We start from the raw sequence: 24,178 nt of genomic DNA on the forward strand, positions 1-24,178 counted from the left end.
TGCGATGGCGGAACAATAGCATGAAGACATTTGAAATCGCGGTGATCGGTGGCGGGCTCGCCGGCATGATCGCCGCAATTGCGCTCGCCGGCGGTGGCCGCAGCGTGGCGCTGGTTGCACCCGTTGCCGCGAAGGAGGACCGGCGCACCACGGCGCTGATGGATCAATCGATCCGCTTCCTCGATCGGCTGACGCTCTGGGACAGGCTGCGCCCGGCGGCAGCCCCGCTGACCAGCATGCGCATCATCGACGGCACCGACCGGCTGCTGCGCGCGCCGACGACGACATTCCGCGCCGCTGAGGTCGGCCTTGATGCCTTCGGTTATAATTTCCCCAACAAGGCGCTGATCGACATCCTCGAACAGGCCACGGCCGGCGAGGGCAACATCAGCCGCTTCACCGACATGGCCGAATCGATCGAGATCTCGGCCGAGAAGGTGTCGATCACCCTTGCCGGCGGCGAGACGCTCGCAGCGGATTTTGCCGTCGGCGCCGACGGTCGCGGCTCGAAGCTGCGCGAGACATCAGGGATCGGCGTTCGCAACTGGTCCTATCCGCAATCGGCCATGGTGCTGAATTTTGCCCATTCGCTGCCGCACCAGAACATCTCGAGCGAATTCCACACCAAACACGGCCCCTTCACCCAGGTGCCGCTGTCGGGAAGCCGCTCCAGCCTCGTCTGGGTGCAGAATCCCGCTGAGGCCGCCGCCCGCATGGAATTGCCGCTGGCCGAACTCGGCCGCCTTGTCGAGGCGCAGATGCAGTCCATGCTCGGCAAAGTCGACGTGGAAGAGGGCGTCCAGCTCTGGCCGCTGTCCGGCATGATGGCGCATCGTTTCGGCAAGGGGCGCATCGCGCTGATCGGCGAGGCGGCGCATGTTTTTCCGCCGATCGGCGCGCAGGGGCTGAACCTCAGCCTGCGTGATATCATGGCGCTCGTCGACATCCTCTGTGACAGGGCCGAATTGCTGTTGCCGGCCGATGCCGGCGACAGCTTCGACCGCAAACGCCGCGCCGACATCATGACGCGTACGGCGAGCGTCGATCTCCTCAATCGTTCACTGCTTTCCGATTTTCTGCCGGTGCAGATGCTGCGCGCTGCCGGCCTGCATATTCTTTCGGCCATTCCGCCGCTGCGCAACCTCGTCATGCGCGAGGGCATCGAGCCCGGCCGAGGCTTCCGCGATATTCCCGATTCCTTAAGGGAAAAGCTGAAGCGGAAGAAGGCCTGAGCGGATCACGATCAGCCAGAGCGAAACGCTCGCCACCGAAAGCACTGTCGTGATCAGGATCGTCGCCGAGGCGCGCTCCTGCCAGACGCCATATTGCTGGCCGATGACGAAGACGTTGGTCGCCGTCGGCAATGAGGCGAGCAGCACGGCTGCCTGGATCCAGACCGGCTCGAAACCGCCGACAGCTGTCAGCGCCAGAAAAAACGCGATGGGATGCAGGATCAGCTTGGCCGGCACGATATAGGAGATTTCCGCCGGGATGCGCTTCAGCGGCCGCAGCGCCAGCGTCACGCCCATGGCAAAGAGCGCGCAGGGGGCGGCCGCCTGGGCGAGGTAATCGACCAGGCGCTGAAACGCCAGCGGCTGGGCGATATCGAAGGCGGCGACGGCAAAGCCTGCCGCCGTCGACAGGATGAAGGGATGCAGCGTCACCTTCCGGGCGATATCGGCCGCAAGCTGGCCCGCTGAACGCTTGTCGTCGCCGGCCGCCGCCATCAGCGTCGGCGCGACGATGAAATGCAGCGCATTCTCGAAGCAGATGATCAGCGCCACCGGCACGGCGGCGCCTTCGCCGAGCGCCAAGAACGCCAGCCCCGGCCCCATATAGCCGATATTGCCATAGGCGCCAGCAAAGGACTGGATGGTGCAGTCATCAAGCGCATTGCCGCGCACGAAACGGCCGATGGCAAAGAGCAGGATGAAGACTGCATAGGTCGCGGCGATATCGGTGACGATGAATTCGACCCGCGTCAGCTCTTCGATCGGCGTGCGCGAGACGAGCTTGAAAAACAGAGCGGGCAGGGCGGCATAGATGATGAATGTGTTCAGCCAGCCGAGCGCTTCCGCCGGCTGCTTCGTCGCCTTGGCGGCGAAGTAACCGATCAGGATCAGGCCGAAGAACGGCAGAAGTAGACTGACGATATCAGCCAAAAGAGTTTTCCAATGTGCGGGGACAGATCGGCGAGGCTAAGAGCTGTTTAGCCGATTTTCATAAGGATCGGAAAGGTCTGCTGAAACCAGATCGCCACATCGCTGACCCAGCCGAACAGGAAGGCGAGGCCGGTGAGGATGAGGAAGACGCCCATCACCTTTTCCACCGTGCCGAGATGGCGGCGGAAGCGCGACAGGAAGCGCATGAAGGCGCCGGAAAATCCGGCGGCGATCCAGAAGGGAACGGCAAGGCCCAACGAATAGATGGCGAGCAACCCGGCGCCGGAGCCGACCGTGTCGCGCGAGGCGGCCACACCGAGAATCGCGCCGAGCACCGGGCCGATGCAGGGCGTCCAGCCGAAGGCGAAGGCCAGGCCCATGACATAGGCGCCCGTCAGAGTCGCGGGCTTCCCGCCACTTTGGAAGCGTGCCTCGCGGCCCAGAATTCCGATTCGGAAGAGCCCGAGGAAATTCAGCCCCATGACGATGATGATCAGCCCGCCGATCTTGGAGAGCAGGTCGAGATGCTGGCGCAGCGCCATGCCGATGCTGGAAGCGCCGGCGCCGAGCGCCACGAAGACGGTGGCAAAGCCGAGCGTGAAAAGCAGCGCGGAGAACAGCACGCCGCGCCTGACATCGGGCGCCACCGCCACCGCGGAGCCGCCCCGGAACTGCTCGACTGAAATACCGGCCATATAACAGAGATAGGGCGGGACGAGGGGAAGCACGCAGGGCGAGAGGAAGGAAAGCGCCCCGGCTATCAAAGCGCTCCACAGGGAAATATCGGCAATCGACACGCACTCTCTCCGGCTGCAATCTGCGCCCTGTTCCTAGCTTTGCGAGGCCCGGATTGCCAATCACCTTTTTGCGTGCGCAAGAACTCAAGTTGTCGCACGCAGGCGATAAGCCTCGAAAGCACAAGGGATACCCTTGAACGCGCAGGGATAACCCTTGCACGCGCGGGGGATAAGCCTTGCGCCCGCAAGAAATGTGCCGATCGCTGGAAAAAGCCGAATTTTTCGGTTGACCACAATGGGTCGCCTGCCTATGTTCCGCCCACTTCCAGCCGGGGTGCTTCACACCCGCGGAGAGGGAGAGCGTAGCTCAGCCGGTAGAGCAACTGACTTTTAATCAGTAGGTCTCGGGTTCGAACCCCGACGCTCTCACCATAAATCAAAGAACAAGTAAATTAGTGGCTTTTGCGACGCGGCGGAAGTCACACGCGTCACACGGTTAATTCGTCGACCGCTTTTGCGTCGTCTCGATCCGTTGCAGGTTCTCTTTCGTCGCGCGAGATGATTGACCTGTCATCTGATGACAGGAATGGCGGGAGTCTATCTAGCCAGGATTGGACGCGTAAGCCTACGGAGAAAACGAGTGACCGCACTCTTGGCCGTGATCTGAACTGGGGGCGTAACTACGCCTGTTCCAATGTACTGTCGGCCTTTATTCGTCAGGGAGAGTGTTTCGGTGAAGCCAAAACCGCCGCCATTATTCTCTCTTTTGATCAAGCCAAGCAACTCTGCCTCTGCATCACAAGGGCAATAGTGATCTTCCAAGACCTCGACACTGCCACCTTTGTCAGCGATCTCGCCAAGCATAGTCTTGATATCCACACGAAGCCCTTACCCAAATAGACCGCCAGCCGAACGTGAGAGCATTATCCCATCGCTTCTAAGAGCGAATAGTACAATTTCTCGGCATGAAAATTTACACCTGGATCGAGCTGCTTTCGCAATAGATCGGGATCGATGACGTCTGGCGATCTCAGGTAAGATATGCGGCAACTAGCGCAGAGGGCTGATTGGCCGGTGCGAGCAAAATACCGGGGCTTGGGTCGCGCCGGGTCGAAGTGGCGCCGCTCCGCCTGCGGCGGTGATGGGTGCGGCAGAGATTCTTCTCATGTCGGTGGGTTGGAAGCGCTGTCCTGCGCGTCTAGAACGACGAGATCAGCAGGATAGCGACTGGCAAGGCTGAAGACGCCACCGAGAATCAATGCGCGAGAAGTTTGGCGAAATCGGATCTGCAAGTGGCGCCGAGCGCGATAGTCGCCTCAGAGTAGCGGCAGGTGATTGAGAGTAATCATTTCTTTTCGCTCGGCGCGCGGCTCGCCGCTAAACAGCTGCGCCGGCCCATGCAGCGAAACGCGGTGCGAATTTTGGTAGAAGCAGGGATTGACGATTTCATCGATGTCGACGGCGCGGCGCGGCGTTTTCAACAATTCGACGACCAGCGAAGATGTCCGGTTGGCCGCATGCTCAGATCGTATTCTCAGTGAAGAGGTTCCAATACCCAGCGGCGTCTTCGGGCGCCGTCTTTTTATTGAGGCGCCGCCGATCCGCGGACGTTTGAGACTCTGAATTCGCCGGGCCAGCCTCACACCAACCGGATACGATAGCAGACATACAAGCCACTGCTAATGGTACCCATCACGCTGCGCCTGGCATCGTGCTCTGCGGCCAGAGCAGCGGCGCTGTTGCGTTGTGGATGGTGCGGTCGAGCCGCAGATCCCTTTCTCAACGGAAGCCGAAGAAGCTCAGGATAGCGAGCACGATGACGACGGCACCGACGATCCAAATAAGCTGGTTCATGTGAAATCTCCTTCGAAATGGAATGAGCCAAGTTGCAAGCATGTAATGCGTCGCGGCAGCTCTGGTTCCAATTTCGCACTACCATGCGCGTCTCCTCGCAATAACGCCCCGCGATCTCAGGCGAGACATGCGGCAACTGGGGCCGAGGGCTGATCGGCCAGTGCGAGCAAAAAATAAGCGGCGGTTTGATCGCCGTGTCGAAGCGCCGCCGCTCCGCTTGCCGTTTTGATGGGCGGCAAAGACCGCCACACCGAGAATCGACGCGCGAGAAAATTGGCGAAATTGGATCTGCAAGTGGCGCCGAGCGGGATCGTCGCTCAGGGCACGGGCAGGGAAACTAATGATTTCGTTTCGATCACCGGGCGGCTCACCGCTAAACGGTCCGGCCCCATATGTCGCGCGTGAACCGCGACGTGATCCGGAGGAATGAAAAAGCCCCGCCGAAACACGGCGAGGCTCTGATGCTATCGATCCGAGGAATTCTTATTAGAACTTCACACCGATACCGAACTTCAGTTCGTGCTGATCGAGGTCGACGTCAACGCCCAGGATATCTTGTTCGCCATAGTCATTGTAGCGGTATTCGCCGCGGGCGAAGATGTTGTTGGTGATAGCAAAGTCGACACCTGCTCCAACCGTGTACCCGTTGAACGTCTCGGTTTCCTTATCGAAGCCGGGCGCATCGACGTAACCGCGCGTGGCGGCCCAGCCGGCTGCGCCGTAGATCAGAGCCTTATCGAAGGCGTAGCCGACACGACCGCGAACGGCTCCAGCCCAATCCGTCCCGACTTCTGCGCCGAGCGCGTCCTCTTCATTCCAATTGTGTTCGAGGTTTCCTTCGATGCCCACGACAAAGTTATCGAACTGGAAATTGTAACCTGCGAACCCGCCGAAGACGCCGCCGTTAAAATCCTCAGAGGCAGAGGCACCGCCGGCGCTGAAATCACCGTTCAACCAAGCGGCGCCGCCATCGATACCGAAATACGGACCAGACCAGGTGAAAACAGGCGCTGCCGCAAGCGGGGCGGTCGGGGCCTCCTGAACGACATCGGCCGCGAACGCAGTCGTAGCGACAAGTGCGAGAAAGGTAGTGGCGATAGTTAACTTCATTTTCGTACCCCGTGGATTACATTAGAACCAAAGGATATACAGCTGTTCAACAGAAGGCTGTAGCAATAAGGACACACTCGCGGAATTGTAAGCTGTCGTACAAGTTGTCATGTCGCCGGGCCAGAGGGCGAGCCGAAGCCGGCGTCGTCAGAAACTGTCCTGATGCGGGCACATAGACCGACGATTTGCCTTTTCAAGATGTTCAACCCCGGAACCAAACGCGCTCGCATCTACTTTGACGGCTGAGCAATTTTGGAGATGCCATATGGAAGAGACACCCAAAACCGCTATCCGGGGAATGATGTTATACGTGCTCGCTCTCCTCGTCCTGGGCGTTCTGGCAGGCGCTGTCTACACGATCTACGGCCATCCCGCCGATCCCTCGGAGCCGCCGGCGGCTGAAACGATTCCGCAAAAAGCCACGGCTCCGCAGTGAGCGGCAACCACACCCAGCTATTCTGATCGCCCTTCGAGAACGAATGGTGAAATTGATGGAGTTTTGCCAAATCCGGCGCTGACCCGGTTTGGTCGCGTTGAAGCGCCTGGGTCTAAGCCAAGAAGCCGCACGAGCGGCAACGAAAAGGGCTTTGGAAGGCCAGACGGAAATCCTGTCGCAAGTCCTTCCCACCAGTAGAGAGCTTATATTTATAGGGGGAACAACCTGCGACAGGGGAATTAGGCACCTGAGAGAGCCGGTCAAACTGCAGGAGCACCAAGCCGGGCCGGTCGGTGTGGAATGCTGAGACGTTATCCTGACAGTCGGGGCAGAGGAGTTTGCGGATGAGGGAACATGCGGTCTTGATTGCCGGAGGAGGGCCGACCGGGCTGATGCTGGCGGGCGAGCTGGCCTTAGCCGGCGTCGATGTCGCCATTGTCGAGCGTCGCTTGAACCAGGAGATCGTTGGTTCGCGTGCCGGCGGCCTGAGCGCGCGCACGCTCGAGGTTTTCGATCAGCGGGGCATAGTCGAGCGGTTCCTGGCCGAGGGGCAGGTCGCCCAGGTGACCGGATTTGCGGTCACGCGGCTCGATATCAGCGATTTTCCGACGCGGCACAATTACGGGCTGGCGCTGCGGCAGAAGCATATCGAGCGCATCCTGGCCGGCTGGGTCGGCGAGCTACCGGTCGTGATCTATCGCGGTTGCGAGCTGACGGGCTTCGTGCAGGACGCTGCTGGTGTGACCGTCGAACTCTCCGACGCTTCGGAAATCCGCGCAGATTACCTGGTCGGCTGCGATGGCGGCCGCAGCCTGGTTCGCAAGCTGGCCGGTATCGAATTTCCCGGCTGGGACGCGACGACCAGCAATATTCTCGCCGAGGCGGAGGTGGAGGAGGAGCCGCCGCTCGGCGTCCATCGCACGGCACTCGGCATGCATGCCTTCGGCCGCGAGGATTATGAAATTCGCGACGGCAAGGTCGTCTTTGCCAGCGAAGGCCCGATCAACATCATGGTGACGGAAAGCAATGCCGGCGCAGCAGGCGAGCCGACGCTCGGCGATCTCAGGCAAGCGCTGATCGCCGCCTGCGGCACGGATTACGGAATTCATGGTCTCAAGTGGATTTCCAGATTCACCGACATGTCGCGGCAGGCGGCGGCCTATCGCAAGGGCCGGGTATTCCTGGCGGGGGACGCAGCGCATGTGCATTCGCCGGTGGGCGGGCAGGGCCTCAATACCGGCGTCCAGGATGCCGTCAATCTCGGCTGGAAGCTTGCCCAGGTGGTGAAGGGACTATCGCCTGAGCCCCTGCTCGATAGCTATCATGCCGAGCGGCATCCGGTCGCCGCCCGCGTGTTGCGCACGACAATGGCCCAGGTCGCCCTGCAGCGCTCAGATGACCGCACCGAAGCTCTGAGAGACATCGTGCTGGAGCTGCTTGGGCTGGAGGGGGCCCGCAAGACGATTGCCGGCGAGATGTCCGGACTTGCCCTCCGCTACGATCTCGGCGAGGGGCACCCGCTGCTCGGCCGCCGCATGCCCGACCTCGACCTCGCCACCCCGGACGGGGCCATCCGCGTCTTTGCGCTGCTCAGAAACGCGCGGCCGGTGCTGTTGAATCTCGGCGCCGCCGGCAGCCTCGACATCGCGCCATGGTTAGGCCACGTCCGGCTGGTTCAGGCGAGCTATGGCGGTCCATGGGAACTGCCGACGCTCGGGGCAGTTTCGGCGCCGAGCGCGGTGCTGATCCGGCCCGACGGATATGTGGCATGGGTCGGCGAGGGGACGCAGGATGGGCTTCACGACGCGATGATCACCTGGTTCGGACCACCCGCCTGAGAGCCGCAGCCCCGGTTAAGCGGCGAGCGGGATCGAGCCGCCCTCCGGTATCGCCTCGGGTTCCGGCATCGGCCTGCCGCGCCGTTCCCACGTCCGACGGCTGATGCCGAAGGCCTCCCATGGGCGGGACTGGCTGAGGGAGTTGGAGAGATAGTCGGCTCTGGGAACAGCGCCGGCGGCGCGGCGTTGCTGCTCTTTGCGGTTCTGCTCGCGCTGGCGGCGCTTTGCCTTTTGCAGTTTTGCCCTTTTCGCCTTCGGTACGTCGAAGGCGCCGACGGTGCGGATATCGAGCGCGCAGCGTTCGGCGTAGCTCAGATGCAGGGCATGGCCGAGCGCGTCGGCGGAAAGCGGGGAAAAGCGCACCTTTGTCCGCTCATAGATGATTTCCTCGATCGCGGCCTTCCCAGCCCAGGGGACCCACCGCGCCGCCCAGCCGAGCACCACCTCGACAAACCCTTCCTTGAACTCGACGAAAGCAAGGCTGGCGATCACCTCGACATAGATCAGGGCGTCATCCGCTTCCGGCACGATCTCTCCATGGCGGTGCCGGATCAATTTCTCGATCTCGCGCATGCGACCGCGGAAATGGTTCCAGCGGCCGCCCCGCATCCGGCGCTGCACGGCCTTGTAGCCCAGCAGACAATCGCCGATTTTGATCGCCGTGATATCCCGTGCGAGCGCCTCCGCATGAGCGGCTTTTTCCGCCGGCTTTGCCGATCGAGCCCCTTTCTCCTCAAGACGATCCATCGCTTCTCCTTCGTCGATCGGCCGGAGCCGAACCGATCGATTGTAAAGGAGGGCGAGGGGGTGATGCTCGCATTTTTCTCCGTTGTCCTGCAAATTGTTGAAACGGAGATGCAACGGGTGACGGGCGGCCCGACAGGCGATTGCTACCGGCGGACTCTGTCGATTGGCAAGCAAGCGGACCCATCGATTTCTATTGGCAGGTTGTCGTGTTATGATCGCGGCATTGACGTTGTCTGTCGTGTAATGCGCGTAGAGACTATCCAATGAGCGAAATGGACGTGCTTTTTGCCACCCTGCGACAGGCGGCTGACCCGCAGGTAGTCGAGTGCATCGAAAACGTCGTCAGGCATGGCGCCGATCGCGAGCTCAATCGCATCAATGTGCTCGCCTTCGCCGAAAAACATCATCTCGAGGAAGAGAAAACCATTGCCGCCTTTCTGCATGCCGCCCGCATTGGCGCGTTCGAGATGACCTGGAACGTGCTTTGTCCGGGATGCGGCGGCGTTCTGGACAGCGGCGCGACCCTGAAAGGCGTCGTCCAGGACACCTATCATTGCGCGCTTTGCGCGGCCGGATACGAACCGACCCTCGACGAGATGGTCGAGGTCACCTTTACCGTCAGTCCGCGGGTGCGCGGGATTGCCGCCCACGATCCCGACAGGCTGCCGCCGCTCGAATATTATCGCCAGATATTCTTCAGTTCCGGCGTCGACCTGCCGCAGGATCTGGAAGCGAAGTTTCAACGCATACTGCTGGAGATGATCGAGCTGGCCCCGGGCGAGAAGGCTTTCGTCTCGCTGCAGCTACCGGCGCAATTCGTCATCATCTTCGATGCGGTCACGCACTCGGCGCAGTTTATCGATGTGCAGGGTGAACCCACCAGCGAACGCCAGGCCCTGTCGATGGTCATCAGCCGCGGGCATGCGCTGAACGAAACCGTGACCCTGCGCCCGGGTCTGCTGCGGCTCACCCTGGAGAACCATACCGATCGCCGGGTGGTGCCGAATGTCTGCATCGCCGGAGATGATTTGCACGATCTCCTGGGCCGTCGCCGGCCTTTTCTGACGGCCAAGCGCCTGCTGACCAACCAGAGCTTCCGGGACATCTACAGGACCGATACGCTCGACGTCGACCAGCGCCTGAAGATCACCAGCCTGACTTTTCTGTTCACTGATCTGAGGGGCTCGACCGCGCTTTACGAGCGTGTCGGTGATCTTGCCGCCTTCGACCTGGTGCGGGCGCATTTCCGCGTTCTTCACGAGATCGTCGCCACCGAAGCGGGCGCCGTCGTCAAGACGATCGGCGATGCTGTCATGGCGACCTTCCCGAGCCCTGACCGTGCGGTGGCGGCAGCGCTCAGAATGCGCGAGGCGATGCGCCGGTTGAATGCCGAACACGGCAGCGAGGACCTGCTCCTGAAGATCGGCATTCACGAGGGACCGTGCCTCGCCGTCAACCTCAACGATCGGCAGGACTATTTCGGCCAGACCGTCAACATCGCCTCGCGCGTCCAGGGCCTTGCCGACCCCAACGTGATCATGACGACGGAGGCGATCGTCGAGGATGTCAATGTCTCGGAGATCCTGCGTGACAGCGGCATCAGCTCGGCCTCCCGGATGGCGGAACTCCAGGGCATCGGCAGGGAGGTCAGGATCTTTGCCCTGTCGTGAGCGTCGTTGCGCTGAACGCCGGCATCGAGGCGAAAGCGCGTTCGACCTGAACACAGCGCGGATGAGAAGGTCTGTGCGGTTTTGACTGGCGGGAACTGGGACTTGTGCGACCTGGCCGAGATATACCGGGTGGCCGAGTAGGATGCACGCCTAGTGAGAGGTAACGCCAGCACCGAATATCCGCTGCAGGAAGGGCCGGAGGGCCGCCTGAGAGTGTTCGCGCGGGATACGATGCCCGCATTCGAAGATGCTGAGACTAACCGGGACTCCGGCATCGGACAGAGCCTTCGAGAAACTTTCGGCCTGAGCAACGGGAGCGCGATCGTCGTGCCGTCCGTGCAGAAGGAGTGTTTCCGAGCGGATTTTTTGCGCATGGTGCAAGGCTGAGCGCTTTAGGAAAGCCTCTTTCGACAGGCCGGCTTCGGTTTCGATCGCTCTTTGCAGGCCGGGTGGGCTGTTTAAGAAGACGGCTTCAAGATCATAGACGCCGCTCGAGAGAACGACGGCTTTAAGGTCGGGAAACTGAGCCGCGACCATTGCCGAAGCAACGGCTCCCCTGCTGTTGCCGTAGAGGACGATGCGCTCGGGAGCGACGGACGGTTGTTGCTTCAGGAAGGAGAGGGCGGCCATGATCGCCCGCTGAGTGGATGGACCGCAGAAATCGGCCGGGCCGTCCGAAGCCCCAAAGCCGGGCTGTGATACGGCCGCCGCCGTGATATTCAGGCGGGACGAGAAGCGAAGCAAGGTTCCATCATCGGCGAATTCCTTCGCTCCAAGCAGAAGGCCGCCCTGATTGCCGTGGACGAACAGGATCGCACCGGCCGGCGCCGCACCGGTGGCCTCAGCCTGGAAAAGCTCGACAGCAGCGCCATCGCCTCGATCAATCAGATGCCGCGTCACTCCAGCCATGAACACCAAAAGGTTTTTCCGCCGGCCGACGATAGGCGGGCAGGGGAGGTTGTCAATCTCTGATGTTGGTAGAAGGCGGAGGTGGTTTGGGAGCAGTGGCCTTGGCGTTTCGGCCATTGGCAAACCTTGCCCTTAGCTCTGGTGCTTGAAAAGCCCCATGACGAAACGAAGGGGCGCCTCTTGTCAGTCGTCTGAATGCCGGGACGCCAGCCCCGGCATTCAGGTTCAGGCCACCAGTCCCTTGGTCAGTTCCAGTGCCTGGCGTTCGAACAGCCGGCGATAGATGCCGCGATTGAGCCGGATCAGCGCCTGGTGGTCACCCTCCTCGACGATCTTGCCCTTGTCGAAGACGAGCAGCCGGTCGAGCGCCCGCACCGTCGACAGGCGGTGGGCGACGACGAGCGTCGTGCGGCCGACCATCAGCCGTTCCATAGCCTGCTGGATCTGCTGTTCGCTCTCGCTGTCGAGGCTCGAGGTCGCCTCGTCCAGGATCAGGATTGGCGCATCGGCCAGAAAGGCCCGGGCGAGGGCGACGCGCTGGCGTTCGCCGCCCGACAGCTTGACTCCGCGTTCGCCGACCATCGTCTCATAGCCCTTGGGCAGGCCGATGATGAAGCCGTGCGCATTGGCCTGTTTCGCCGCCTGCTCGATCTCGCGCCGCGAGGCGTTCGGCCTGGAATAGGCGATGTTTTCCGCCAGCGTGCGATGGAACAGGATCGGCTCCTGCTGCACGATGGCGATCTGGCCGCGCAGGTCCGATTGCCTGACATCGGCGATATCCTGTCCGTCAATGCGGATGGCGCCTGAATTGACGTCGTAGAGGCGCTGGATGAGCTTGACGAAGGTCGTCTTGCCCGAGCCCGAATGCCCCACGAGGCCGACACGCTCGCCCGCTTTGATGGTGACTGAAAAGTCCTGATAAAGCGGATCGGGATGAGCACCATACTGGAAGGTGACGCGATCGAAGACGATCTCGCCCGTGTCGATCGCGATCGGCCTGGCGTCCGGCTTGTCCTCGACGCCAAGCGGCATCTTGTCGAGCAGCACCAGCTCTTCCATGTCGTTGACGGCGCGCTGCAGGTTGCGGATGTCCTGGCCGACATTGCGCAGATAGCCTTGCAGAACGAAGAACATGGCGAGCACGAAGGTGATGTCGCCTGGCGTCGCCAGCCCGCGCTGCCACATAACCAGGCCCGTTCCGAGGATGCCCGCCTGCATGGACACCATCATGAAGCCCTGGATGGTGCCACTCAACGTGCCGCGTTTCCAAGTGCGCCGGGTGCGCCTGTCCCATCTTGCCAGCACGTGGCGCAGGCGCAGTTCTTCGCGGCTTTCGGCGCCGAAGGCCTTGACCACCGAATTGCAGCTGATGGCATCGGCCAGCGCGCCGCCGAGCTTGGTGTCCCAGGCATTGGCAAGCCGCGCTGCCGGGGACACGAAACCCATGGAAAGCGCCACCGTCGCGCCGATATAGATCAGCGATCCCACTGCCACGAACAGTCCCATGACCGGCCAGTAGCTGCCGAGCACGATGCTGGCACCGATCAGCATGACGATGGAGGGCAGCAGGGCGACGAGCAGCAGGTCATTGAGCGAATCGAGCGCCCACATGCCGCGGGTGATCTTGCGCACTGTCGAGCCGGCAAAGCTGTTGGCGTGCCAGTCGGTCGAAAAGCGCTGCACCTTGTGGAAGCCGTTATTGACCACATCCGCCATGATGCGGAGCGTCAGCCGGATGATGCCGTTGAAGATGAACCAGCGCAACACCACGCTGGTGAGGCCGAGAACCACGACGACGGCGAAAGCGTTAAGGGCGCCGTCGGCTGCCGTGGCGCCGGCAATGGCATCGACGATGCGGCCGGAAAACACCGGCACCATGACTTCGGCCAGCGTGCTTGATATCACCAGCACGACAATAGCGCCGACAAGAGAGCGCTGATGGCTCCAATGATGAAAAACAAAGCCGAGCACCTGGCGATAGGCATCGGCACGGAAATCGAGCTTCTTGCGCGTCATTTTAACCTGCCCGGCCCGTAATTCGGCAACCGGCCTCAAAATAGAGAGTTGGATGACACAGCCCGGGCGGGAGGCGAAATGATCCCGTCAGATCAATCGGGCTATGAAGAGTGGAAAAACCGCATGTGGCGCGCTCGAGGCGGCCGCGAATGGCAAGGACCTAGTGTCGTCGCATGCCGTGCGGGAAGCTGTCGATGAATGCTGCTGTCACGCAACGCCTCCCTATGTTCGATCTGAAGCGGTGAGCTTTATGTACCGGAGCATTTCGCCATTGCCAAGCGGATTTTTACAACCCTGCAGACAGTGGTGCGGAAACGACACAATTTAAAGGCTGAAGAGGGCGGGAAGGGACGCATTCCAACGACGCTCGAGGCGGCCGGGCGGGCAGCCTGCGAACAGCTGTTACGGACAGATCGAATCCCCTATCGGTTGGCCTCGATCCACCTGCGCAGACAGGGCTCCCAGCCGCACGGGGAAGCTCCGTCACCGCTCTGCCGCTTCAGATGGTGCATCGCAGTACATATTCGGCTTTACAAATATGCAAAAATCTGTGAAGTAGTGTAAAGCTTCACAGACGGGACGAATGCCTTGAGCCAGACACGTTTTGCCACACGATTGAATTCCTTCGCCTCTGGTGCGCACCTCGCCTGGCCCGGGCAGTCTGGAAAGCCGTCCGTCCTGCAGATGGCGGAGCGTGCGGCTCGCGTGCAAGGATTGACTGACCTCGACCTGAATTACCCCGATCACGTGAACGACAATCCGGCTGAGTTGGCCCGGAAGCTTGGCGATTTCGGCCTGTCGATCAATGGCTTCGCGATGCGCTACTACACCAATCCGGATTTCAAGCTCGGCGCCTTCACACATCCGGAGGAAGCGGTTCGCCGCGAAGCGATCAATCTGACGAAGAAAGGCATCGACGCAGCGCGCGAGGCCGGCGCGAACCTGATGACCATCTGGCTCGGGCAGGATGGCTTCGATTACGCTTTCCAGGCCGATTATGCGAGGTTGTGGCAACACGAAATCGACGGAATCCGTGAAGTTTGTCAACATGACCCGGATTGCCTGATCTCCATCGAATACAAGCCGAACGAGCCGCGCTCCTACAGCCTGCTGCCTGATGCCGCGACAACGCTGCTCGCCATCAAGGAAGTGGGGGCCGGGAATCTCGGCGTGACGCTTGATTTCGCCCATGTCCTCTATGCCGACGAACAACCCGCCTTCGCGGCGGCCCTGATCGCACGTCACAGCCGGGTTCTCGGCGTCCATCTGAATGATGGCTACGCCAAGCGCGACGACGGGCTGATGGTCGGCGCCGTTCATACGCTGCAGACCATCGAGTTGCTCCGCCAGATTCGCCGGGATGGCTATGACGGCGCGATCTATTTCGACACGTTCCCCGATCTGACCGGTCTCGACCCGGTCCGCGAATGCGAGGTCAACATCAAGACCGTCCGACGGATGTTGAGGGTCGTCGACCGCCTCGAGCAGGACAACCGCCTTTCGAGCGCGATTGACCGACAGGACGCCCTTTCCACGCTGGCCATTGTACAGGAGTTGATGCTCGGCGCGGACCACTGAACCGACTTAACCCTCCGGGAGGAATTCCATGAACAGATTTTTTGCCGCGGCTCTTGCCGCCACCCTTTGTGCTGGCATCGCGACAGCGCAGGAACTGAAGCCGCTCAACTCGGACTCCGAGTCGGACAGCATGGACTGGTCCGACCTCGATGCCAAGCTCGGCGCACTGGCGAAACCGCCCGAAGGTCTCAAGGTCGGCGGTGTCTCCAAGACGCTGACCAATGAATACTGGCGCTCGCTCGGCGAGGGTTACCAGAAGTTCGCGGACAAGCTCGGTGTGAGCGTCGCCTATCAGGCTGCCCAAAGCGAAGGCGATCAGCTCGGCCAGCTGACGATCGCCGAAGGCATGGTCACGCAGGGCTACAATGTTCTGCTCGTCTCTCCGCAGACTGACGCCAATCTCCAACCGGTCATGGAACAGGCCAAGGCGGCCAATGTCCCTGTCGTCAATGTCAACGACGCCGTGATCCCGCAGGCGGAGCACTATGTCGGCAATGTCCAGCGCGACAACGGCGTCCGCGTCGCCAAGTGGTTCGTCGAAAACCGCCCGAACGGCGGCAAGGTCGCGATCATCGAAGGCCAGGCGGGAGTCTACGCCGCCGTGCAGCGCACCAGCGGCTTCAAGAGGACGATCGAGGAAGGTGGCAAGTTCACCGTGGTCGCAAGCGTTCCCGGCAACTGGGATTGGCAGATGTCCTATGACGCCGCGACCACCATCCTGCAGCAGCATCCGGATCTCGTCGGCTTCTACTGCAATAATGACGGCATGGCGCTCGGCGTCGTCGAAGCCGTGAAGGCGGCGGGACTGCAGGACAAGGTCGTGGTGTTCGGCACCGACGGCATATCGGACGCCTATAAGTCGATCGAAGCCGGCGAGCTCACGGGCACCGTCGACAGCTTCCCGGTTCTGACGGGCGAGGTCGCGATGGAAGTCGCTCTTCGCCTCGTTGCGGGCCAGAAGCTGCCGCGCGTTGTGGCGACGCCGCAGGCGCTGATTACCAAGGACAACGTCAAGGACTTCCAGGGTCAGGGCGTCGACATACGCACGGTGCTGATGAAGGCCGCAGGCAAGTAAGCGCCTCCCAAGGCGGGACGGCCGGCGCTCGGCCGGTCGTCCTCATTCACAAAGGGTTCGGTTCCATGGCTCCTTCCAGACTGGCATTCGAAGACATTTCCAAGGTCTTTCCCGGCGTCAAGGCGCTCTCGGAAGTCTCCTTCGACGTCGCGCCAGGTGAAATTCACGCGCTTCTTGGGGAGAACGGGGCGGGAAAATCGACGCTTCTGCGCATCCTCTCCGGTGTCTTTCGGCCGACGCAGGGCGAGGTGAAGGTCGATGGGACGGTCAATCATTTCCGCAAGCCGGAAAGCGCCCGCCAGGCAGGGATCGCCATGATCCATCAGGAGCTCCAGCAGGTTCCCCATCTCACCGTCGCCCAGAACATGTTTCTTGGTCATTCACTCACCAGGCTTGGAGGCATCATCGTTGACCGACGCGAGCAGGAGCGCCGAGCGGCTGAAGCCCTGGCGATGATCGATCCGGCGATCGACCCGTCTGCACCGATTTCCTCGTTGAAGGTGGCCCAGCGGCAAGTCGTCGAGATCGCCCGCGCGCTGCTCGACAAAGCCAGGATCGTTGCCATGGACGAGCCGACATCGAGCCTGACGCCCAGTGAGTTCGACCGGCTGGCCGAGATCATCGAACGGCTTGCCGACAGCGGCGTGTCGATCATCTATGTGTCCCACAAGATGGACGAGGTCTTCCAAGTTTGCCGCAGGGCCACGGTTATGCGTGACGGAAGGGTCGTGCGCACAGGCATCGATCTCAGGGCGAGCGCGCCTGATGAAGTCATCGGCATGATGGTCGGCCGCGAATTGCTGGCCGAAGAGCACCATTCGCACGCGACCCGCACGGTGAGTGTCGAAGTCCGCAATCTTTCAACGCACCGTATCCGCGATGTATCGTTCGACCTGCACAAGGGCGAGGTCCTCGGCGTGGCTGGTCTGGTCGGCTCCGGCCGGACGGAGCTTCTGCGCGCCATATCCGGCGCTGATAGGCTGACGTCAGGCACCGTCAAAGTCGATGGGACGACCTTGGCGCTATCCAATCCTCGTGCCGCGATCGCCGCCGGCATCGGTCTGCTCCCAGAGGAGCGTAAGCGGGAAGGAATTATTCCGGGGAGGTCGGTGACCTCGAACATGGCGCTGCCTTCGATGGCGCGTTTCTCCAAGGCAGGCATCATCAACCACCGCAAGCTCAAGCGAACCGCGGAAGACCTTCTCAACCGCGTCAATCTGCGGCCATTTCAGCTCGATCGCCAGATCAAGCTGTTCAGCGGCGGCAATCAGCAGAAGGCGATCATTGCACGGTGGCTGGCGGCCGGCTCGCGCATTCTGCTTTTCGATGAGCCGACCCGCGGCATCGACGTCGGCGCCAAATCCGAAATCTATCATCTGATCGAAGACCTTGCCGCCGACGGGCACTGCGTCATCGTCGTCTCCTCCGAGCTCCCCGAGGTGCTGAGGGTATCCGACCGTGTGCTCGTGATGCGCGACGGCGCTATCGCGGCTGAACTCGGCCGCGACCAGCTCAGCGAAGAAACCATCGTCTCCCATGCCGTCGGCACGACCGCAAGCCGCATCGGCGCGGTGTGACCAACAGGAAAGAGCCTATGTCTGACACCATCGAGAATACCGCAGCGCCATCAACCAGGCTTGTCGGATCCTTATCGGTCCGCGACGCCGGCACGCTGATCGGCCTTGTCGCCATCGTGATCATCTTCGGCCTTCTGGCTCCCGATTTTCTCTCGCAGCGAAACCTCCTGAACATCCTCCAGCAGTCCAGCATCAACGCCTGTCTGGCGCTTGGCATGACCCTGGTGATCATCTCCGGCGGCATCGACCTCTCCGTCGGTCCGACGGCGGCGATTGCGGCCGTCATTTCGGCGACGCTGCTTGTATCAGGCGTCCCGGTTCCTCTCGCCATCCTTGCCGGGCTCGGCATTGGCGTCCTCTGTGGCCTCGTCAATGGCGTGCTTGTCGCCTATGCCGGGCTGCAGCCCTTCATTGTGACGCTCGGCACGCTCAGCACCTATCGAGCTATTGCGCTCATCTATACCGGCGGCAACCCTGTGCTCGGTGTCCCGCAAAGCTTCCGGACGCTGTTCAACGGCAGCGCCGCTGGCATTCCAAATTCCGTCGTGATGGTGGCGGTCGTCGCACTCCTGGCCTGGGTGCTTCTCAAGAAGACTCCGCTGGGTGAATATCTGCTTGCGGTCGGCGGCAATGAAGAGGCGGCCTACGTCGCCGGTGTCCCGATCGCCATGACCAAGATCACGGCCTATGTGATCTCCGGTGTACTGGCGGCGCTCGCCTCGATGATCCTCATCGGTCGGCTTGGTGCCGCCGAACCTATCCTCGGCAATCTGTGGGAGCTCGACGCAATCGCCGCAGCGGCAATCGGCGGGGCGTCGCTGATGGGCGGCAAGGGCAGCGTCATCGGCACGCTGCTCGGGGCGATCATTCTAGGGGCGATGCGCAATGGATTGACGTTGATGAACGTGCAGGCCTTCTACCAACTTCTTGCCACTGGCCTTATTATCCTTGTCGCGATGATGATCGATCGCGTCACAAGGGGACGGGGATGAATTCTGCAAATGATCTCAAGGCGGTGGGCCCGCGCATCCGGATGATGATGCCTCAGCTCACCCCCTTGGAGGCGCGTGTCGTCGAGACGGTTTTCGGGCTGAGGGATTTCTCCGAAGACACCGCTCTCAAGGACCTGGCGGCCGAGGCCGGGGTTTCCGAGGCAATGGTCGTGAAGATCACCAAGAAACTGGGATTCAGCGGCTTTCGTGACTTCCGCACCGCCGTCTCAAGTTACAATAAGCTACCGACGGCGGAAATGCATCAGGAACTTTCCGCGGAAGACAGTTCCGCCGAAATTATCCAGAAAGTCTTCCGTACATCGATCAACGCGCTGGAGGAAACCCTTGCGATCCTTGATGTCGATGCCTTCGATCGCGCTGCCGACTTGTTGGCGAAACCGGGACAACGCGATTTCTATGGTGTCGGAGGTTCGGCGCAAATCGCCCGCGATGTCGCGCACAAATTCCTGAGGATCGGCGTGCGCTGCAGCGTCCAGGACGACTCGCACATGATGCTGATGTCGGCCTCCCTGCTGGGGACAGACGACGTGGCTATAGGATTCTCCCATTCGGGCAACACGACGGCGGTGATCGAGGCGATACAGCTCGCGCGGAAGTCCGGCGCGCGTACGATCGCCATTACCAATTACGGCGGATCGGCTTTGGCTCAGATCGCCGACATCGTTCTGTGTTCGACGGCGCAGGGATCGCCCCTGATGGGCGAAAACGCCGCGGCGCGGATTGCGCAGCTCAACATCCTCGACGCGCTTTTCATGGCCGTCGCCAAGAGAAACTACCAGGCGGCGGAGAGAAATCTCGAAAGGACGATGTCCGCCGTTACATCCAAACGCAAGGACAAGCTTCCATGACCAGTGCTTCACCCTCCGTCGTCGTGTTCGGCAGCCTGCACTACGACATTATGGTGTACGGCCCGGCGCGCCCGCGCAAGGGTGAAACGGTGACGGGAAGCAGCTGGCATCCCAAATGCGGCGGCAAGGGCGGCAACCAAGCGCTGTCGGCCGCCAAGGCAGGCGTCTCGTCACATATGGTCGGTGCTGTCGCCGACGATGATTTCGGGCGCGCTTTGACCGACCACCTTGCGCTTGGCAAAGTGGATCACCGCTTCGTCAAGACGGTGGCCGGCGTCGGCAGCGGCATGAGCGTTGCAATCTTCGATGGGCAAGGCGATTACGGCGCGGTCATCGTATCGGGCAGCAACCTTGCGCTCGGCCAGCCGGATGTCGATGCCGCCCGGGAGGTGTTTGCCGGCGGCGGCGTCCTGGTGTTGCAGAACGAGGTCCCCGATCCTGCCAACGTCGCGGCGGCACGGGCGATGAAGGAGGCCGGCGGGCAGGTGGTGCTCAATGCGGCGCCGGCGCGGCCCTTGTCGGACGACCTCGCGGAGCTTGTCGATATCGTCGTCGTGAATGCGATCGAGGCGGAGCAGTTGGCGCAGGTTCCGGTCGTCGACAGCTTGGCCGGGGCGCTGGCCGCGGCAAGGCGGCTGGCGGAACGTTTCCCGGTGGTCGTGGTCACGGCGGGTGGGGAGGGGGTAGCCTGCGCGACGAAGAACGGCGAAGCCTTCTCGATTGCAGCGGTCCAGGTTGACGTGGTGAGCACGCACGGCGCCGGTGACGAGTTCACGGGTGTGCTCGCTGCCGAGCTCGCCCGCGGTCGTGACATCCGCTCGGCGCTGGCTTCGGCGAACCGCGCCGCTGCTGTGCTGGTCAGCACGCCCCGCATCAGCTGAACGCGGCGCGCTTGGAGCGGCGCCCCTGGCGAGGTTGGCGCTCAGGGAAATCCCTGATGCTTTTCAATAGCTGCAGGAGCGAGCATTGCCGGGCCTGAACCCGCCTGCGCAAGCCGGGTTCCTCGATGTATCCAGCTGATACTGATAATCCTCCCTGTCGTGTTTCGCAGGTGAGGTGCAGGCGGAGCCCAGAGCGGAAAAGCCGATCAGCACGCCGGCTGCGGCCAATCTGATAATCCGGTTCATCTGCATCTCCTTCGGCTCGATTCTCGCAATCTATCATGGCAGCCCATGGATTCGCGAGCAGGGATGGACGTGATCACGCGCGCGGCAAAAGCTGTAATTGCATATTTTATGTTCAGCTGATCTGTCGCGCTATTCTGCCGTTATGGAAGTAGTTGCATTGTCTTTGTTGGCAAAAAATACTCGATTCATGTTGAAATATTCAAGCTTTTTCAGTAATATAAACCCATAAAAAAGTAATATAAATGGGAGGATACTATGCCAGAAGCTCGGTTCGAGCCGGTTTTTCTTCGCCGTCAGCATTTCGTCGCAGAGATCACGAGTCTCGACGAAATCATGGATTTTCTGGACGAATGGCCGCAGGACAAGCGAGGATTGGCATATGACACGCTTCTGAAGGCGTGCAGAGATACGGCGAGCGGCCGCTTCCCGTTGAACGCGGCGAGGGAGAATTTCCGCCGCTTCCTAAAAATGTCGGGCGTGCTTGCAAAAGGCGAGGGCGCGCCAATTCGAGCAGCTGATGAACGATCGAACGATCGGCGCTGCTTGATCTGATTGAGACAGGCGACGGATAAGGGCGCTGCCACGGCCGCATCGAGGCGGGTTCGGCCACCGCGAGAAATCGGCGGCGTGCTTGTCATGGCGCGTGGCGACGCGCACCGACCCGAAAATCGGGATGGTTTTTTCGGGTCGGTGCGCTAGCTCACTTGCCGGCGGGCGTTGGCCCAGTCGCATCGGAAGGCCAGCACGGGCTTGGCAAATCCCTTGAGACGGCGGCGTGTCGCGTGGGCGAAGAGATCGGCGGCGCCGTATTCCCGGAAAATATTCTCCGAGACGAGGATCTGGTCGCTGGCGGCTGCCGCGCAGAGGCGGGCCGCCAGCTGCACGGTCGAGCCGAAGAGGTCGTTGCTGTCCTCGACCGGCTCGCCGCAATCGATCCCGATGCGGATATGGATCGGCTGGGCATTGTTGCCGCTGTTGTAATGCTGGAATTCCTGCTGGATCGCCATGGCGCATTCGACGGCTGCCGTTGTCGCCGCGAAGGCCGCCATGATGCCGTCGCCGGTATGCTTGACTTCGCGGCCTGAATTCTTGCCGAGGCATCGGCGCACGATTGCGTCATGCGCCCTGACCAGCTCTGTCCCCATACGGTCTCCAAGGCGCGCCGTCATCTCGGTCGAGCCGACGATATCAGTAAAAAGGATCGCCCGGTGGCCTGGATCCATTTGCGGCGACGATTGGCCGGGCGCCGGATCAGGGTCATTGATGCGGCCGAGAAAAGCCTCCACCGCCGACAGCGCCACCTCGACGATCTCATTGGCGACAAACCCGTGCGCCTCGCGATGCACGCATTGGACGGTTTCCATATCGGGCGCATCCACCAGGCAGAAGGCCGTCCCGCGCCGCTCGTCGAACCAGTAGGTCAGGAACTTGACGCCGTATCGATCCTGAATGTCAATATCCATGCGATGTGCCTGGGCAACCTCGGCGGGCGAGGTACCTTCGAGAAAGTGCCGATCCATGAAGATGGGCATCGCGCGTCCTCCCAGATCCGCCGCGTGCAAGAGGCGGGCATTGTACGATCTGGATATCTCCCCGTCCACCTTCGGGATTATCGACGTTGCATTGTTGCGCTGCGTTGCTTCCGCAAAAGCAACGCGTTGCTGCATCGTCGGTAGAATAATCAAGAAAATAGCCAGTTTTAACGAGTAGGCTTGGCGCGCTAAGTCTGATATTTACCATAGTCTGTCGTTTATTGACTGATGGCAGGGTTTCCGGACCCCCTCGAGAGGCTGCAGGCGTTTCCTGTCTCAAGCCTAGCCCGCCGGATCCTGGATGGAGAGACATGTTTATCGCGGCCATGATTGGCCAGGATCGAAAAGCCGCCGCCAACGGCACGCAAATTGCTTATTATCGATTAGCTCGCCGAAATCAGGAAAAGCTGTAGCAAAGTGAGACAGAGGGCACATTTTCGACCGGTCGGCCTGGCCTCGATGCGGCTCGGGCACTATGCGGTTATTAACTCTGTGTGGGATGCCGCGCGCACGCTCCTCCATGACTGGCCGGTGGACGACGGCGAGGAATATTTCGAAGCCGTCAAAGCCTGCCTGGATGCGATCATCGGCGATTTGCCGCCGGATCATGTGCGGGCCGCCTTCGTCAGGGCTGCTCAGGAGGCGGGCATCGCCGTCATAGAAGCCGCCGACTGATCAGCGGCACATCTCGATCTCAGTTTCTCTCGTTTCCACGAGAAATCTCGCCGCACTTGACTTCTGCGGGTTAGGGTCTAAATTAGAACAAAACAGGAACACTGGAGATGGTCATGACACATACGGAACAGGTGATCGCCAACGCCCTGGCCCTCGTCGAAGCCTCCCGCGCGGCCCGCGAACGGGATCAGCAGCGTCGCGCTGCCTGGCAGAAAAAGGTCGAACTCAGCCGGCCGCTGCCGCCCTTGCCGCGGCCGGTCCAATTGCCGCTGGCGCTGAACTGATGCAGCCGGCAAAGACATTCAAACCCGATCCGGGGCGGCCGGATCCGGCTTGCTCCAACCCGGCTTGGCCCGATCCCGCATGGGAAGTGGAAGCCGTGCTCGCCTGGCATGACGACGATGCCAAGGCGGCGATCCGCACTCTGCTCGACGACTGCAGGCATCTGCGCCGGCAACTGGCGCTGGCGGAAAGCGTGATGAGCCGCGGGATGGCCCGCGGCTGGACACCGCGATACGAACGCGACACACTCTGAAACATGCCTGCCCGTGATATCAGTGACGATATCGGTAACGGCGCCGAGGAAGCGCAGGAAGAGGGCGGCTGATCGAAGCCGCAGAGAAGGCAGCGGGCATCCGAGTGATGGTGCAGGATGTCCGCCACGCCATCTAGGAACGGCAGGATTGGTTCTGACCTGGAAGACTCTAGTCGACCGGCGTCACACGGGTCCAAAAGGCGTTGAACGCGACCGAATCGAAGAAGGCCGAGGCACGGACGATGCGGCCGTCGCGCATGTCGAGAAACCAGGCATAGGTGTTTGCGTAGGGCTCTCCGTCGCGGGCGACGCCGCGGGCGTCGAAAAAGACGATCACAGTGTCGCCATCGACATATACGTTGCGGATCGCCGGCTTCAGCGGTGCCTTCATTCGGGCGTTAAACGGGCGGATCACCTCTCGCAGGAATGCCTCGCGGCTGGGATAGGTCTTCGATGCCAGCGAATAGCCCTCGATTGTCCAGCGGGCGTCGTCGGCGAGGAGGTCGTAAGGACTGCCTGTACCGGCCGCCCAGGCTTCGAATCCAGCCTCGACGGCTGCCTTGTTGCGGCGTTCGGCTTCAGTGAGAGACTGCGCTGCGGCGCGAGCTTCGAGCCCGCCCAGAGCAAGGATGGCGGCGGCGACGCCGAGAGTTGCATTGAAGATGCGCTTGGCCAGGGATTGCGGGCGGCAGACGGTTGCCGTTGCAGTGTAGGACATGGTTTTCTCCAGAGGTAAACG

Annotated in this window: 23 protein-coding genes, 1 tRNA gene and 1 pseudogene; 16 read left to right on the plus strand and 9 right to left on the minus strand. The window is 61.4% G+C overall.

Translation table 11 applies throughout. From position 1 onward, the window contains the following. The first annotated feature begins 20 nt into the window (after positions 1-20). A complete protein-coding gene (locus tag N2597_RS08740; protein WP_183596360.1) occupies positions 21-1,232 on the plus strand; it encodes a UbiH/UbiF family hydroxylase in 1,212 nt (403 codons plus the stop codon). On the opposite strand, the gene N2597_RS08745 is transcribed toward N2597_RS08740, so the two are convergent. Then, the gene (locus N2597_RS08745) at positions 1,200-2,162 is read right to left on the minus strand and encodes an AEC family transporter (protein WP_183596358.1); all 963 of its coding nucleotides are present in this window, start codon (positions 2,160-2,162) and stop codon (positions 1,200-1,202) included. The two genes, N2597_RS08740 and N2597_RS08745, sit on opposite strands and share 33 nt — an antisense overlap. 47 nt (positions 2,163-2,209) lie before the next feature. Beyond that, positions 2,210-2,959 carry a cytochrome c biogenesis CcdA family protein gene (locus N2597_RS08750; protein WP_077993784.1) on the minus strand — a complete coding sequence of 250 codons (750 nt, stop codon included), beginning with the start codon at positions 2,957-2,959 and terminating at the stop codon, positions 2,210-2,212. Between the two features lie 296 nt (positions 2,960-3,255). Between N2597_RS08750 and N2597_RS08755 the strand changes: the two genes are divergently transcribed. Both N2597_RS08755 and N2597_RS08760 read left to right on the plus strand, forming a co-directional pair. Next, positions 3,256-3,331: transfer RNA gene (locus N2597_RS08755), tRNA-Lys, on the plus strand. Positions 3,332-3,457: 126 nt separating this feature from the next. Then, complete coding sequence (locus tag N2597_RS08760) at positions 3,458-3,799, plus strand: hypothetical protein (protein WP_164519035.1); 342 nt, start codon at positions 3,458-3,460, stop codon at positions 3,797-3,799. Positions 3,800-4,215: 416 nt separating this feature from the next. On the opposite strand, the gene N2597_RS08765 is transcribed toward N2597_RS08760, so the two are convergent. Together N2597_RS08765 and N2597_RS08770 are read right to left on the minus strand one after the other, a co-directional pair. After that, complete coding sequence (locus tag N2597_RS08765) at positions 4,216-4,380, minus strand: hypothetical protein (RefSeq protein WP_183602213.1); 165 nt, start codon at positions 4,378-4,380, stop codon at positions 4,216-4,218. Positions 4,381-5,239: 859 nt separating this feature from the next. Further along, a complete protein-coding gene (locus N2597_RS08770) occupies positions 5,240-5,863 on the minus strand; it encodes an outer membrane protein (protein ID WP_009992255.1) in 624 nt (207 codons plus the stop codon). Positions 5,864-6,128: 265 nt separating this feature from the next. Between N2597_RS08770 and N2597_RS08775 the strand changes: the two genes are divergently transcribed. Together N2597_RS08775 and N2597_RS08780 are read left to right on the plus strand one after the other, a co-directional pair. Beyond that, complete coding sequence (locus N2597_RS08775; protein WP_010053075.1) at positions 6,129-6,299, plus strand: hypothetical protein; 171 nt, start codon at positions 6,129-6,131, stop codon at positions 6,297-6,299. Positions 6,300-6,643: 344 nt separating this feature from the next. Further along, positions 6,644-8,137 (plus strand): FAD-dependent monooxygenase, encoded by a 1,494-nt coding sequence (locus tag N2597_RS08780; protein ID WP_106795606.1) that lies wholly within the window; start codon positions 6,644-6,646, stop codon positions 8,135-8,137. A gap of 15 nt (positions 8,138-8,152) precedes the next feature. Here the strand turns inward: N2597_RS08780 and N2597_RS08785 are convergent, their stop codons facing one another. Then, positions 8,153-8,884: a hypothetical protein gene (locus N2597_RS08785; RefSeq protein WP_106795607.1), complete on the minus strand. Its 732-nt coding sequence runs from the start codon at positions 8,882-8,884 to the stop codon at positions 8,153-8,155. Positions 8,885-9,147: 263 nt separating this feature from the next. Between N2597_RS08785 and N2597_RS08790 the strand changes: the two genes are divergently transcribed. After that, positions 9,148-10,554, plus strand: coding sequence for an adenylate/guanylate cyclase domain-containing protein (locus N2597_RS08790; RefSeq protein ID WP_106795609.1), 1,407 nt, complete (start codon positions 9,148-9,150; stop codon positions 10,552-10,554). Positions 10,555-10,704: 150 nt separating this feature from the next. Here N2597_RS08790 and N2597_RS08795 read toward each other — a convergent pair whose 3' ends face one another. Both N2597_RS08795 and N2597_RS08800 read right to left on the minus strand, forming a co-directional pair. Then, the gene (locus N2597_RS08795) at positions 10,705-11,463 is read right to left on the minus strand and encodes an alpha/beta hydrolase family protein (protein WP_183596704.1); all 759 of its coding nucleotides are present in this window, start codon (positions 11,461-11,463) and stop codon (positions 10,705-10,707) included. A gap of 225 nt (positions 11,464-11,688) precedes the next feature. Next, positions 11,689-13,479, minus strand: a complete 1,791-nt coding sequence (locus tag N2597_RS08800; protein WP_183596356.1) for an ABC transporter ATP-binding protein — start codon at positions 13,477-13,479, stop codon at positions 11,689-11,691. A 588-nt stretch (positions 13,480-14,067) separates the two neighbouring features. Here N2597_RS08800 and N2597_RS08805 point away from each other — a divergent pair. The 7 genes and pseudogenes from N2597_RS08805 (at position 14,068) to N2597_RS08835 (ending at position 21,244) form a co-directional block, all read left to right on the plus strand. Beyond that, entirely contained in the window at positions 14,068-15,057 is a 990-nt protein-coding gene (locus N2597_RS08805) for a sugar phosphate isomerase/epimerase family protein (RefSeq protein WP_096771034.1), read from the plus strand. Between the two features lie 28 nt (positions 15,058-15,085). Beyond that, positions 15,086-16,132, plus strand: coding sequence for a sugar ABC transporter substrate-binding protein (locus N2597_RS08810; protein ID WP_183596354.1), 1,047 nt, complete (start codon positions 15,086-15,088; stop codon positions 16,130-16,132). Positions 16,133-16,197: 65 nt separating this feature from the next. Continuing rightward, positions 16,198-17,709, plus strand: coding sequence for a sugar ABC transporter ATP-binding protein (locus tag N2597_RS08815; protein WP_183596352.1), 1,512 nt, complete (start codon positions 16,198-16,200; stop codon positions 17,707-17,709). Between the two features lie 17 nt (positions 17,710-17,726). After that, complete coding sequence (locus N2597_RS08820) at positions 17,727-18,701, plus strand: ABC transporter permease (protein WP_183596350.1); 975 nt, start codon at positions 17,727-17,729, stop codon at positions 18,699-18,701. Beyond that, a complete protein-coding gene (locus N2597_RS08825; protein ID WP_038688805.1) occupies positions 18,698-19,570 on the plus strand; it encodes a MurR/RpiR family transcriptional regulator in 873 nt (290 codons plus the stop codon). The genes N2597_RS08820 and N2597_RS08825 overlap by 4 nt, the downstream gene beginning before the upstream one ends. Continuing rightward, positions 19,567-20,451 (plus strand): ribokinase, encoded by an 885-nt coding sequence (locus N2597_RS08830; RefSeq protein WP_183596348.1) that lies wholly within the window; start codon positions 19,567-19,569, stop codon positions 20,449-20,451. Before N2597_RS08825 ends, N2597_RS08830 begins: the two co-directional genes overlap by 4 nt. A gap of 501 nt (positions 20,452-20,952) precedes the next feature. After that, positions 20,953-21,244 (plus strand): annotated as a pseudogene (locus N2597_RS08835) (DUF982 domain-containing protein). 148 nt (positions 21,245-21,392) lie between these two features. Here the strand turns inward: N2597_RS08835 and N2597_RS08840 are convergent. After that, positions 21,393-22,229, minus strand: a complete 837-nt coding sequence (locus tag N2597_RS08840; protein WP_183596346.1) for a nickel-binding protein — start codon at positions 22,227-22,229, stop codon at positions 21,393-21,395. A gap of 417 nt (positions 22,230-22,646) precedes the next feature. Here N2597_RS08840 and N2597_RS08845 point away from each other — a divergent pair, with 417 nt between their 5' ends. From N2597_RS08845 to N2597_RS08855, 3 genes are all read left to right on the plus strand, one after another. Then, positions 22,647-22,904, plus strand: coding sequence for a DUF982 domain-containing protein (locus tag N2597_RS08845; RefSeq protein WP_106795611.1), 258 nt, complete (start codon positions 22,647-22,649; stop codon positions 22,902-22,904). A gap of 113 nt (positions 22,905-23,017) precedes the next feature. Beyond that, positions 23,018-23,188 carry a hypothetical protein gene (locus N2597_RS08850; protein ID WP_164517744.1) on the plus strand — a complete coding sequence of 57 codons (171 nt, stop codon included), beginning with the start codon at positions 23,018-23,020 and terminating at the stop codon, positions 23,186-23,188. Then, entirely contained in the window at positions 23,188-23,439 is a 252-nt protein-coding gene (locus N2597_RS08855) for a hypothetical protein (RefSeq protein ID WP_183596344.1), read from the plus strand. The genes N2597_RS08850 and N2597_RS08855 overlap by 1 nt, the downstream gene beginning before the upstream one ends. A gap of 169 nt (positions 23,440-23,608) precedes the next feature. On the opposite strand, the gene N2597_RS08860 is transcribed toward N2597_RS08855, so the two are convergent. Beyond that, a complete protein-coding gene (locus tag N2597_RS08860; RefSeq protein WP_077993750.1) occupies positions 23,609-24,157 on the minus strand; it encodes a nuclear transport factor 2 family protein in 549 nt (182 codons plus the stop codon). Between the last annotated feature and the right edge of the window lie 21 nt (positions 24,158-24,178).

This window comes from Rhizobium sophoriradicis, from assembly GCF_025200795.1.
Classification (GTDB): domain Bacteria; phylum Pseudomonadota; class Alphaproteobacteria; order Rhizobiales; family Rhizobiaceae; genus Rhizobium; species Rhizobium sophoriradicis.

Coding starts and splice junctions, on each gene's coding strand:
- N2597_RS08840 (WP_183596346.1), bottom strand. CDS start 22,229: ATGCCCATCTTCATGGATCGGCACTTTCTCGAAGGTACCTCGCCCGCC.
- N2597_RS08830 (WP_183596348.1), top strand. CDS start 19,567: ATGACCAGTGCTTCACCCTCCGTCGTCGTGTTCGGCAGCCTGCACTAC.
- N2597_RS08850 (WP_164517744.1), top strand. CDS start 23,018: ATGACACATACGGAACAGGTGATCGCCAACGCCCTGGCCCTCGTCGAA.
- N2597_RS08825 (WP_038688805.1), top strand. CDS start 18,698: ATGAATTCTGCAAATGATCTCAAGGCGGTGGGCCCGCGCATCCGGATG.
- N2597_RS08770 (WP_009992255.1), bottom strand. CDS start 5,863: ATGAAGTTAACTATCGCCACTACCTTTCTCGCACTTGTCGCTACGACT.
- N2597_RS08815 (WP_183596352.1), top strand. CDS start 16,198: ATGGCTCCTTCCAGACTGGCATTCGAAGACATTTCCAAGGTCTTTCCC.
- N2597_RS08820 (WP_183596350.1), top strand. CDS start 17,727: ATGTCTGACACCATCGAGAATACCGCAGCGCCATCAACCAGGCTTGTC.
- N2597_RS08795 (WP_183596704.1), bottom strand. CDS start 11,463: ATGGCTGGAGTGACGCGGCATCTGATTGATCGAGGCGATGGCGCTGCT.
- N2597_RS08780 (WP_106795606.1), top strand. CDS start 6,644: ATGAGGGAACATGCGGTCTTGATTGCCGGAGGAGGGCCGACCGGGCTG.
- N2597_RS08785 (WP_106795607.1), bottom strand. CDS start 8,884: ATGGATCGTCTTGAGGAGAAAGGGGCTCGATCGGCAAAGCCGGCGGAA.
- N2597_RS08790 (WP_106795609.1), top strand. CDS start 9,148: ATGAGCGAAATGGACGTGCTTTTTGCCACCCTGCGACAGGCGGCTGAC.
- N2597_RS08855 (WP_183596344.1), top strand. CDS start 23,188: ATGCAGCCGGCAAAGACATTCAAACCCGATCCGGGGCGGCCGGATCCG.
- N2597_RS08775 (WP_010053075.1), top strand. CDS start 6,129: ATGGAAGAGACACCCAAAACCGCTATCCGGGGAATGATGTTATACGTG.
- N2597_RS08810 (WP_183596354.1), top strand. CDS start 15,086: ATGAACAGATTTTTTGCCGCGGCTCTTGCCGCCACCCTTTGTGCTGGC.
- N2597_RS08800 (WP_183596356.1), bottom strand. CDS start 13,479: ATGACGCGCAAGAAGCTCGATTTCCGTGCCGATGCCTATCGCCAGGTG.
- N2597_RS08740 (WP_183596360.1), top strand. CDS start 21: ATGAAGACATTTGAAATCGCGGTGATCGGTGGCGGGCTCGCCGGCATG.
- N2597_RS08860 (WP_077993750.1), bottom strand. CDS start 24,157: ATGTCCTACACTGCAACGGCAACCGTCTGCCGCCCGCAATCCCTGGCC.
- N2597_RS08760 (WP_164519035.1), top strand. CDS start 3,458: ATGATTGACCTGTCATCTGATGACAGGAATGGCGGGAGTCTATCTAGC.